Source organism: Collinsella aerofaciens, from assembly GCF_015546965.1.
Taxonomy (GTDB): Bacteria; Actinomycetota; Coriobacteriia; order Coriobacteriales; family Coriobacteriaceae; genus Collinsella; species Collinsella aerofaciens_X.
Genome location: NZ_JADMUF010000020.1, coordinates 1 through 9,476 on the forward strand (window position 1 = coordinate 1; position 9,476 = coordinate 9,476).

Here is a 9,476-nt window from a genome sequence, read left to right on the forward strand (position 1 = left end):
CCGGGCCCGCGCCTTTAGACGCGAGCCCGGGGCCCGTGGGTTATACCCTAAGAGCAAACCACCCTTTTTAAGGGTGGCTCTGATTTTAAGCCAAATCTAACAAACTCGCTGTGTTTTATGACCCTCGTTTGTCGCATCTTCCGTTAACGGGCTACAATAACTTAGTCTGTGCAATATGGAGGTGAACATGGCTGAAGCTGGTGTCGGCGTTGATATCGTCGAGATTTCCCGCATGAAATCAATCCTTGAAAAGACGCCGTCGTTTGCTCGGCGTGTGTTTACCGAAGAAGAGTGCGCATATTGCGACGCTTCATCGCGTCCTGCGGCGCACTATGCGAGCCGTTTTGCTTCTCGTGAAGCGGTTCTCAAGGCTCTTGGTACGGGTTTTAGTCAGGGCGTCGGCCGCAAAGACGTCTCGGTAACGCGCGATAAGCTTGGAAAGCCTAAAGCTGTGCTTTCGGGTCGAGCGCTCGAGATTGCTCAAGAGTTGGGTGTCGTTGAAGTTGCGCTTTCCATTACCTTGACGGGTGATTTGGCCGTAGCCAACGCCATTGCGATCACCGAGGATGCTCGACCTAAGCCTAAGGAAGAAAAGGTGAGCACCAAGGAACGCGTTGCACAAACTTATAAAGAGGCTCGCTCGGTTTTAGATGAGCTTGAGCAACTGCAAAATTCAGCTTTGGCGGAGCACCAGGGCGATGCTTCGCAAGATACGCTAGGAGCATAGATGAAACCGGTTTTGAGTACCGAGGAAGTCGTTCGCCTCGAGGATATTATCGAACGCGAAGGAACTTCGAAGGCCGAGCTTATGGAACTGGCGGGTGAGTTTGCTGCTCGTGAAATACTAAAGCTCAATCCCGATCGCGTCCTGGTTCTGGTCGGTTTTGGCAACAACGGTGGCGACGGTTGGGTCGCGGCTGATATTTTGAGTCATAAGGGCGTTGACGTGGATATCGTGTCTCCGGTTGAGCCGGATGAGATTCCTGCCGCTCTGGCTCGCCATGTTGCCCGCCGCACCGCCGGTCGTGACGTGCATGTGTGTGTCGGTCCCTCGCGAGATGAGCTTGAGGTTTTGATCGATAAGGCCGACGTTGTTGTTGACGCTATTTTTGGTACCGGTTTCCACGGTGACTTGCGTGCACCGTTCTCCATCTGGATTCCGACAGTTAACGACTGCGCCGACCATGTGGTGTCCATCGATGTTCCTTCCGGTCTGAATGCCGAAACCGGTGTTGTCGACGACGACTGCATCCGTGCCGAGCGCACGGTCACGATGATCACGCCCAAGATTGGCCTCTACAGCGCTGATGGCCCAGAGTACGCCGGCGATCTGGTGTGCGGTGGCCTCTATGATCGCCTTGATGAGGTCATCGATGATGTCGACCATGCCGCCGAGATAGTCGAGCCCGGTGACCTGGTGGATTTCTTTGCTCCGCTGCCCACGAATATCGATAAGTATTCTCGCGGTTCCGTCCTTATTGTTGCCGGCTCGGCGCAGTATCCTGGCGCTGCCATTATGGCCGCCAAGTCTGCTGCCCGTGCGGGTGCCGGCTATGTGGCTGTCGCGACGCCCGATGCGTGTGCCAATCTTATTCGTATGGCACTCCCCTCGATTCCGGTTTTTGCTATTCCGTCCGATTCCCGCGGCTCTTTTGGTGCCGCTGCTCGTATGACCGTGTGCGAGATTGCAAAGAAGTACAGCTGCGTACTGTGCGGTCCCGGCATGACGACGTCTGCCGGTGCCATGCAGGTGGTTTCGGGCTTGTTGGAGCTTGATGTGCCGCTGATCCTTGATGCCGATGCGCTCAACTGCCTTTCTAAGATTGCTATCGACGGTATCGATAGCAACCCTGAGATGTACCGCCGTGAGCAGCCCCTCGTCATGACGCCGCACTATCGCGAGCTTTCGCGCTTGGTTGCCGGTGACGAGGTTAACGATCTGGGGACTGCAATCGCGGCCGCGCAGAAGGTCGTCTGGGCTGCTGGCTCCGACAATCTCGTGGTTATTGCCAAGGGGCCGACGACGGCTATCTGTGGCGTTGAGCGCGTGCTTTTGCCGCTCTCGGGTCCGGCGTCGTTGGCGACTGCCGGTTCGGGCGATGTTCTTGCGGGCATTTTGGCTGGCACACTGGCTACCATGCGTGATGAGATGGATCGCTGGGAGCTGCTGTATTCGTATGCCGTTGCGCTTCACAGTTACGCGGGTTTTGCCGCGGCGACGGAGTATGGTGAGAAGAGTGTTATTGCGACCGATCTGATCGACTTGATCGGTCCTGCCATGGAATTGGCGGCAAAGGACGCACTCGATGATCTGGGAATCATGGACGAAGGGTCGGATGACTAATCATGAATAAAGCCGATTTGACGCGCTGGTCCTGGGTTGAGATTGACCGAGGGGCGCTTCGCCGCAACACGAGGGCTTACAAGAATCTGCTCGATCCACGTCAGCGACTGTGCTGCGTAGTCAAGGCCGATGCCTATGGCCATGGTGCCGTCGAGTGCGCCAAAATCATGTATTCGGCCGGTGCCGACATGTTTGCCGTGGCGACGGTCAACGAGGGTGTTGAGCTCCGACAGGGCGGGATCACAAAACCCATCCTGATCCTGAGCGAGCCGCCTATCGAGGCCATTCCGACGTTGCTCGAGTTCGATATCATGCCTTCGGTCTATACGTCCGATTTCGCCCTTGCCTATGGCGAGTGTGCTGTCGCGGCAGGCAAGGTGGGCAAGTACCATCTAGCCATCGAGACGGGCATGAACCGCATCGGTGTTCACTACACGCAGGTGCTCGACTTTGTTCGTGGTATTAGCTTCCATCGCGGTATCCAGTGCGATGGCGTCTTTACGCACTTCGCGACGGCCGATGAACCTTCGGGTTGGGACTACAAGCTGCAGTGCCAACGCTTTACCGAGGCCGTTCAAGCCATTAAGGACGCGGGTTTTGAGTGCGGTATCGTGCACTGTGCCAACACGCCGTCCTCGATGCTCGATCCCTCGATGCATTTTGATATGATTCGCGTCGGCGTTGGCTTGTACGGCATGCAGCCATGCGAGCTGGGCGGCCGCGTGATGAAGCTCGATCCTGTTATGAGCGTCCATGCGCGCGTGACGCGTGTGGCGCATCCTGCGATGGGTGAGGGCGTGGGCTACGGTTTTACCTACCGCGTACCGCGCACACGCGTTCAGATCTGCACGCTGCCGATCGGATATGCCGATGGTCTTTCGCGTACGCTCTCCAATCGTATGGACGTGCTGTATCGCGGTGAACGCATTCGTCAGGTGGGTAACATCTGCATGGATCAGTTTATGGTCGCCATCCAGTCCAATCCGGCGCATGAGATTCCCGAGGCCGAGCATGGCGACGAGATGATCATTGTCGGCCGCGATGGTGATGCCGAGATCACCATGGACGAGATGGCTCGCCTGCGCGGCACGATTAACTACGAGGTTGCTTGCGGCTTTGGCATGCGTCTCGACAAGGTCTACGTGTAGGAGCCACTATGGGTGTCATGCACATCCCCGGACATAGTCACCAAGCGCCGCGCGAGGTTGCACTCGAGGAGATTGAGGCTGTTTTAGGCGACTGCCATCTCTGCCAGCTCTATCAGTCGCGCCATAACATCGTGTTTGGCGTGGGAAACCCCCACGCCCGCGTCATGTTTATCGGCGAGGCGCCGGGGCGTAACGAGGATCTGCAAGGCGAACCGTTTGTGGGGGCGGCGGGCGAGGATCTCAACGGCATCCTGTCGCTGGCTGGCCTCAAGCGCGAAGACGTCTACATTGCCAACGTGCTTAAGTGTCGCCCACCGGGAAATCGCAATCCTCGGCCCGAGGAAGTGCTGGCCTGTTCACCGTTTTTGCGTGAGCAGATTCGAAGCATTTGGCCCGACATCATCGTGACGCTCGGTAACCCTGCGACGCACTTTGTGCTTAAAACCGAGATCGGCATCACCAAGCTGCGCGGCAGGTTCCATCAGATGGGGCATTTTGTGGTGATGCCCACGTTCCATCCAGCGGCGGCGCTGCGTAATCCGGCGTGGCAGGAGCTACTGGAGGAAGACTTTAAGATGCTGGGCGACTATCTGGAGCGGCATCCCGCGCCAGAGGGTGCCTCGGAATAATAAGGAGCATATATGTCCCTGGAGCGCCTGGGGGTAGGTATTTATAAAACGGCTTGCTCTGCCGATACGGAGTATTTTGGCGAGCTGGTTGCGCCGTGCCTGGAAGATGGTGATGTGCTGATCTTGACCGGCGGCCTCGGGGTGGGCAAAACCCACTTTACCAAGGGCGTTTCGCGTGGTCTGGGCGACGGCCATATGGTCACGAGCCCCACATTCGCACTCATGGCCGTTCATGACCAGGGGCGTATTCCGCTGTTCCACTTTGACCTGTACCGTCTGGAGCATGCTTACGAGCTCGAGGATACGGGCATTTTCGATGTACTGGGCTATGAGGGTGCCTGTCTGTTGGAGTGGGGCGAACAGTTCCAGGACGAACTGACAGACGAGTATCTTTCGGTAACGCTTAAGCGTGATGAGAACGATAGCGACGTGCGAACGATAACGCTCGAGGCGCACGGCGAACGCGCAGCGGAGCTTTCCGATTTGATTGATAAGGCTGTACAAGATGAGCTTGCATAACGATTACGCGCTGGTGGTGGCGCTCGATACTTCGACCGATATGCTTGCCTGCGCGGCAAGCTGGATTGATGGGCAGACGGGCGAGGCGAAGCTGGTGAGTGGCGACCATATGTGCCGTCGCCATGCCAATGTGGAGCTCGTGAATACCGTCGACAGTGTGCTTGCTCAGGTTGGCATGGACCGTGCTGACGTGGGCAGTTACGTCGTCGGTCGCGGTCCGGGTTCGTTTACCGGCGTGCGTATCGGCATTTCTACCGCCAAGGGCTTGGCGCGCGGTGCCAACGTGCCGCTGCTGGGTGTGTCGACGCTCGACGCTTGCGCTTGGACGGCGTGGAAGGCTGGCGTGCGCGGCAAGCTTGGTATCTTGGCCGATGCTATGCGCGGTGAGGTATATCCGGCGCTGTATATGCTGGTCGATGAGGGCCCCGAGCGTCAATTTGAGCGCGAACACGTGGTCAAGGCCGCCGTGGCGCTCGATGAGTGGCGCCAAGCAGCGGACTGGGACCAGGTTCAGCTGACCGGTGACGGTCTCGTGCGCTATGGCAAGCTGCTGGGTGAGGACGAGACCGCCCGCTGCGTGGAGCGCGACCTGTGGTGGCCTTCGGGCGAGGGCTTGCTGCTCGCGCACGCTGCGGGTGACGGCGATCCGGCTCGCGTCCTGCCGATTTACACGCGCCTTTCGGATGCCGAGGAAAACGAGCGCAAGCGTCTTGGTCTTGCCGAGAGTGCGCAGAGCGAAATTACGGGCGTTGCCGATGAGCTCGCCGGTCGTCATCTGCAGTTCCGTCCCATGGGCGCGGCGGATGCCGAGGGCGCGAGCACGCTGGAGGCTGCCTGCTTTGAAGGTGCCGGACACGAGGCGTGGACGCCGGGCATGTTCCTGTCCGAACTGGGCGAGGACGTCGCTGCGCCGCGTAGTTGGTGGGTGGCACACGACGACGGCAAGCTACTGGGTCTTGCCGGCGGTATGGTCGTGGACGGTGATGTGCAGATTCTGGATGTCGCCGTCGACCCGGCACATCGCCGTGAGGGCATTGCCCGCAAGCTGCTGTCGCATGTGAGCTATGATGCCCAGATGCTCGGCTGCACCACGGCTTCGCTCGAGGTCGAGGACGGCAACGAGGGAGCGATCGCGCTTTATAACGCTCTGGGCTTTACCGAGGCAGGACGGCGCCGCGGCTACTATGGTGCCGGCAAGGATGCCATCGTCATGACGGCTCCGCTGCCCCTGGTGCTTCCGGTCGACAATGCTTCGCCCGAGCCGACGGCGGCAGAGCAGCGCGTATGGCCGCTGCCTGCTCCTGGGCGCTCCGAGGGGGAGCGTGCCGAAATTGAGCGCCGCCGCCTAGTGCTCGCTATCGAGAGTTCCTGCGACGAGACGGCCGTGGCGATTATCGATGCGGATGGCAATATGCTGGCCAACCAGGTGTCGACGCAGATTGATTTTCACGCCCGCTTTGGCGGCGTGGTGCCCGAGATCGCCTCGCGCAAACACGTCGAGGTGATTGTGAGTGTCGTGGATGCGGCGCTCGAGGATGCCGCAGCATCGCTTGGTCTTGAGGATGGAGCCATTGCCCCCAGCGAGCTTGCCGCCGTGGGCGTGACACAGGGTCCGGGCCTGGTGGGCGCGCTCGTGGTTGGCGTCGCCTTCGCCAAGGGCTTTGCCTACGCTGCCGGCAAGCCGCTCGTGTGCGTCAACCATCTGGAGGGGCACCTGTTTGCCAACCTGCTGGCGCAACCCGACCTCAAACCGCCGTTTATCTTCACGCTTGTCTCGGGTGGGCACACCATGCTCGTGCACGTGAAGGCGTGGGGCGACTACGAGGTGCTCGGTGAGACGCTCGACGACGCTGTGGGCGAGGCCTTCGACAAGGTAGCCAAGGCATTGGGTCTGGGCTATCCCGGTGGCCCCATCATTTCCAAGCTGGCCGAGACGGGCAACCCCAAGGCGATCGATTTCCCCCGTGCGCTTAACAGCAGAGGAGACTATCGCTTCTCGCTTTCGGGCCTTAAAACCGCTGTGACGCTCTACATTGAACAGGAGACCAAGGCCGGGCGCACGATTCACCTTCCCGATCTGGCAGCTTCGTTTGAGGCAGCTGTCTTTGACGTGCAGTACAAGAAGGCCAAAAACGCATTGCACGCTACCGGATGCAAGGAATACTGCATCGGTGGCGGCGTCTCGGCCAACCCGCATCTGCGCGAGATGATGATCAAGAAGCTTGGGCGTCAGGGGATTCGCGTAACGGTGCCGCCCTTGTCTGCCTGTACCGATAACGCAGCCATGATTGCGGAGGTCGCTCGCCGTAAATTCGACCGAGGTGAAATCTCGCCGTTCGATGTCGACGCCGATCCAAACATGACGCTGTAGCTGGTACGGCGCGGTCCCCGGCGCCGCCCGGCTCCCGCGGCTCTCAGGGGCATCTCTCATGCAAAAACTGTCGTGGGGTAAAGTCCGAGGTCAGTGGCGTTTTATACCGAGAAATCAAAAAAAAGTTGAAAATTCATTACAAATTTGCGTTGACTTTAGGTAACTAAAGTTTCATACTCCTTTTCAACCACTGGGGGATGTGAACACGCACGGATCGTTCACATCATGATTGAAGAGGATTACTTAGACATGTTCACGCATCAGCTAAACATTATCAGCGTAGTAATTATCTGATGCGGGTTAGCACATACAGCTAGCCCGTACGATAACGGGCGGCTGATGAAGATGAGGGCCGTCGAGCGCAACCGACGGCCCTCATTTTTTATGTCTGAGTAGTTCTTTTTAGAGGAGGAAATGTAATGAACGGAGTTTTGCTCATGGTTGTGGCTGCGGCGGTGCTCGCCTGCGGCTATCTGGGCTACGGCCGCTGGTTGGCCAACAAGTGGGGCGTTGACAAAGAGGCCCTCACGCCGGCCAAGCGCATGAAGGATGGCAAGAGCTTCTCGCCCGTCTCCGCCTTCACCGCGTTCTCGCACCAGTTCAGCTCGATCTGCGGTGCCGGCCCTGTCACGGGTACGATCGTCGCAATGGCCTTTGGCTGGCTGCCCGTCGTGCTCTGGGTCCTCGTCGGTGGCATCTTCTTTGGCGCCGTCCACGACTTTGGTGCCCTGTACGCCTCGATGAAGAACAACGGCAAGTCGCTCGCTCAGCTCATCGAGAAGTACATCGGCAAGACCGGCCGTCGCCTGTTCCTGCTGTTCTGCTGGCTGTTCTGCATCATCGTCATCGCCGCTTTCACCGACATGGTCTGCAAGACGTTCATGTTCACCCCGGCCGTTGACGCTTCTGGTGCTGCTACCGGTGCCATCGACTTCACCAAGTCCTATGCCGCCGGCTGCGCTGGCACCATCTCCATCCTGTTCACCTTCGTCGCCATGGCCTTTGGTTGGGCCCAGAAGAAGTTCAACCTCACCGGCGCTGCCGAGTTCGTCACCGGCGTGGTGCTCATGGTTCTCATGTTCGCCGTTGGTATGCAGTTCCCGGTTTATCTGACCAAGTTCCAGTGGTTCGCTGTCGTCATGGTCTACCTGGTCTTCGCTGGCGCTATGCCCATCCAGATGCTCAAGACCCCGCGCGACTACCTCACTTCCATCATGATGATCGTCATGATCGCCTGCGCTGTCCTCGGCATCGTTGTCCTGGGTGTTCACGGCCAGGCTACGATGACCGCTCCGGTCTTCACCGGCTTCTCTGGTGCCTCCGGCATGATGTTCCCGGTCCTGTTCGTCTCCGTCGCTTGCGGTGCTCTCTCCGGTTTCCACAGCCTCGTTTCTTCTGGTACCTCCTCCAAGCAGGTTGAGAAGGAGCAGGACGCCGTCAAGGTCGGTTACGGCGCTATGGTCGTCGAGTCCTTCGTCGGCATCCTTGCCATCATCGTTGCCGGCATCATGTTCTCCGATATGAACACCGCCGGTACCGGCGCCCTCAACGCCGGCGTCGCTTCCACCCCGTTCCAGATCTTTGCCGCTGGCATCTCCCGCGGTATGCAGGCCTTCGGTGTTGACGGCACGCTCGCAACCGTCTTCATGACCATGAACGTCTCCGCTCTGGCCCTGACCTCGCTCGATGCCGTCGCCCGCATCGCTCGCACCTCGTTCTCCGAGTTCTTTGCCCAGACCAACGACGCCCTGGCCATCGAGTCCAAGGCCGGCTACATGAAGGTCCTCGGCAACCCCTGGTTCGCCACGGTTGTCACCCTGCTTCCTGGCCTCGCCCTCGCCTTTGGTGGCTATGCCAACATCTGGCCGCTCTTTGGTGCTTCCAACCAGCTGCTCGGCGGCATGACCATGATCACCCTCGCCGTGTTCTGCAAGTGCACCGGCCGCAAGGGTTGGATGCTCTACGTGCCCGTTGTCTTCCTGCTCTGCTGCACCTTTACCTCGCTGGTCCAGAGCGCCATGGGCTGCATGACCGCTGTCCAGGCTTACGGCTTCTTCGGTACCATCCCGGCCACCGCTACCACGGCTGCCGTCTCCGTCGCCGCCACCAAGGGCCTGCAGCTCGTCTTCGCCGTCCTGCTGATGGTCCTGGGCCTCATCGTTGCCGTCAACTGCCTCAAGGAGTTCTTCGGCAAGGAGGCCGGTTCCATGCCCGACGAGGAGCCCGAGTGGTCCGAGATGGGCAAGGCCGAGTTCGGCCGCGCCGCTGCCGCCGAGGCCCCTGCCGACGCCGAGGCTGCCAAGGCTTAGCCGATCGGACGGATTGAATCCTCCATCTCTATGACTCGGAAAGACCGGGTCCGCAGAACGCGGGCCCGGTCTTTTTTCATTAAAGGCTTTAGCCTGTGCGCCGCGCGCAGCGCGGCGTACCAGAAACCACCCGCTATGCGGGTGGCGCCAACCGGC

The 9,476-nt window shown here is 59.4% G+C and carries 7 protein-coding genes; all 7 read left to right on the forward strand.

The window, feature by feature from the left end; genetic code table 11:
- Nucleotides 1–187 precede the first annotated feature (187 nt).
- Nucleotides 188–727 (forward strand): holo-ACP synthase, encoded by a 540-nt coding sequence (gene acpS / locus I1M21_RS09575; protein ID WP_195193382.1) that lies wholly within the window; start codon nt 188–190, stop codon nt 725–727.
- A complete protein-coding gene (locus I1M21_RS09580) occupies nt 728–2,344 on the forward strand; it encodes an NAD(P)H-hydrate dehydratase (RefSeq protein WP_195193383.1) in 1,617 nt (538 codons plus the stop codon).
- Between the two features lie 2 nt (nt 2,345–2,346).
- A complete protein-coding gene (gene alr, locus I1M21_RS09585; protein ID WP_195193384.1) occupies nt 2,347–3,492 on the forward strand; it encodes an alanine racemase in 1,146 nt (381 codons plus the stop codon).
- Between the two features lie 8 nt (nt 3,493–3,500).
- Complete coding sequence (locus I1M21_RS09590; RefSeq protein ID WP_117800997.1) at nt 3,501–4,121, forward strand: uracil-DNA glycosylase; 621 nt, start codon at nt 3,501–3,503, stop codon at nt 4,119–4,121.
- A 12-nt stretch (nt 4,122–4,133) separates the two neighbouring features.
- On the forward strand, nt 4,134–4,640 hold the full coding sequence (tsaE, locus tag I1M21_RS09595) for a tRNA (adenosine(37)-N6)-threonylcarbamoyltransferase complex ATPase subunit type 1 TsaE (protein ID WP_195193385.1): 507 nt from the start codon (nt 4,134–4,136) through the stop codon (nt 4,638–4,640).
- Nucleotides 4,627–7,011 carry a tRNA (adenosine(37)-N6)-threonylcarbamoyltransferase complex transferase subunit TsaD gene (gene tsaD / locus I1M21_RS09600; RefSeq protein ID WP_195193386.1) on the forward strand — a complete coding sequence of 795 codons (2,385 nt, stop codon included), beginning with the start codon at nt 4,627–4,629 and terminating at the stop codon, nt 7,009–7,011. Before tsaE ends, tsaD begins: the two co-directional genes overlap by 14 nt.
- Nucleotides 7,012–7,430: 419 nt before the next feature.
- Nucleotides 7,431–9,320, forward strand: a complete 1,890-nt coding sequence (locus I1M21_RS09605) for a carbon starvation CstA family protein (protein ID WP_195193387.1) — start codon at nt 7,431–7,433, stop codon at nt 9,318–9,320.
- The last annotated feature ends 156 nt before the right edge of the window (nt 9,321–9,476 follow it).